At 38.1% G+C, this 2,021-nt stretch carries 1 protein-coding gene; it reads left to right on the top strand.

Annotation, left to right across the window (positions count from 1 at the left end):
- The first annotated feature begins 111 nt into the window (after nucleotides 1-111).
- Nucleotides 112-1,983: a heavy metal translocating P-type ATPase gene (locus ABT299_RS52525; protein ID WP_500255457.1), complete on the top strand. Its 1,872-nt coding sequence runs from the start codon at nucleotides 112-114 to the stop codon at nucleotides 1,981-1,983.
- The last annotated feature ends 38 nt before the right edge of the window (nucleotides 1,984-2,021 follow it).

Genomic DNA, 2,021 nt, shown 5'->3' with positions numbered 1-2,021 from the left:
GGGAGTAGTTGATAGTCACAAGGATGGTAAGTTAGTCTACTATTTTATTAAAAATATCAAAATCTTAAATCTTATGGAGCTTGGCGTAAATTTTAAAGAAGAGGTGCTAGCATGAGTGAGAAAATGACCGAAAAAACCTATCGAATAGAAGGATTAAGCTGTACAAATTGTGCAGGTAAATTTGAAAAAAATGTAAAGCAGTTGCCAGGAGTTACGAGTGCAACAGTAAACTTTGGTGCAAGTAAGATTTCAGTAGAAGGCCAAACAACAATTGAAGAACTCGAAGAAGCGGGAGCCTTCGAAAATCTTATCATTCGTGATGATCAAGAAAATGATGAACAAGTTAGATCAAAAGAGTCTTTTATTAAACGGAATATCGCTTTAATCATCTCTCTTGGTTTTATACTTGTTGCTGTGATTTCCCAACTATCATTGGGCGAAGATCATTTATTAACGAAAGCTCTTTATATATTGGCAATAATAATTGGTGGATTTGATTTATTTAAAGAAGGGTTCTCTGATTTGATCAAATTGGACTTCTCCATGGAATCTTTAATGACTATTGCAATTATTGGGGCCGCATTTATTGGAGAATGGGCCGAAGGTTCTATTGTAGTAATACTATTTGCTATTAGCGAAGCTTTGGAACGATTTTCAATGGATAAAGCAAGACAGTCGATTCGTTCTCTTATGGATATAGCTCCCAAAGAAGCTCTTATCAGGAGAAACAATGTAGAGCAATTAGTCAGTGTCGATAAAATCGATATCGACGATATTATGATCATTAAACCCGGACAAAAAATAGCCATGGATGGGCTTGTTATCAACGGTCATTCTTCAGTAAATCAAGCAGCAATAACAGGAGAATCGGTTCCTGTTGAAAAACAGTTAGATGATGAAGTGTTTGCAGGAACACTAAATGAAGAAGGTGTTCTTGAAGTCAAAGTAACAAAAAAAGTAACGGATACAACGATTGCCAAAATCATTCACTTAGTTGAAGAAGCGCAAGGAGAACGAGCTCCTGCACAAGCCTTTGTAGATAAATTTGCAAAATACTATACGTCATTCATAATTATTATGGCCCTTTTGATAGTGGTTGTTCCTCCGCTATTCTTTGGTGGTGACTGGAATAAATGGCTTTACCAAGGGTTATCCATTTTAGTTGTCGGATGTCCTTGTTCATTAGTGATCTCAACACCTGTTTCAATTGTTTCGGCTATTGGTAATGCAGCAAAAAATGGTGTTTTAGTAAAAGGCGGAGTCTATCTGGAAGAAATTGGTCATTTGAGAGCAATTGCTTTCGATAAGACTGGAACCTTAACAAAAGGAAAGCCTGTCGTAACGGATTTCATTGCAACCAGTTCTGAAACTGATATAAATTATCTATCGATTATTTCATCGTTGGAATCTCTTTCTCAACACCCATTAGCTTCTGCTATTTTAAACGAAGCGGATAAAACTAATGTGGATTACAAGTCAATACAAATCGAGGATTTCCAATCTATCACAGGTAAAGGACTTACAGGTATACATCAAAACATACGTTACTATATTGGAAGCCCTAAACTGTTTTCTGCATCAGTAATCGAAGAAACAGCGGTCAAAGTACAATACAGACAATTTCAAGAACAAGGGAAAACCGCCATGTATTTCGGTACTGACGAACAAATTTTAGGAGTAATTGCTGTCGCGGATGAAGTAAGAGATTCAAGTGCTGCCGTTATTTCTGAACTCCACAAGTTGTCAATTGAACACACTATTATGCTTACTGGTGATAATACTAAAACCGCTGAATCTATTGGTAAGCAATTAGGTGTGACTGAAATAAAAGGAGATCTAATGCCTCAAGAAAAATTAGATTCGATTAAAGCGTTGCGGACAACTTATAATAAAGTAGCAATGGTTGGCGACGGCATTAATGATGCACCAGCATTAGCTGCATCGACGGTTGGTCGCGGACGCGGTCGAGGGCGGCTGAGGTGACCAGGTCGAGGGCGTCGCGGGCCAGGACGGCGAGCATC

Source organism: Spirillospora sp. NPDC000708 (genome assembly GCF_040299565.1).
Classification (GTDB): domain Bacteria; phylum Actinomycetota; class Actinomycetes; order Streptosporangiales; family Streptosporangiaceae; genus Spirillospora.
The sequence above is the reverse complement of the archived record's forward strand: the minus strand, read 5'-3'. Positions and strand labels throughout refer to the sequence as shown.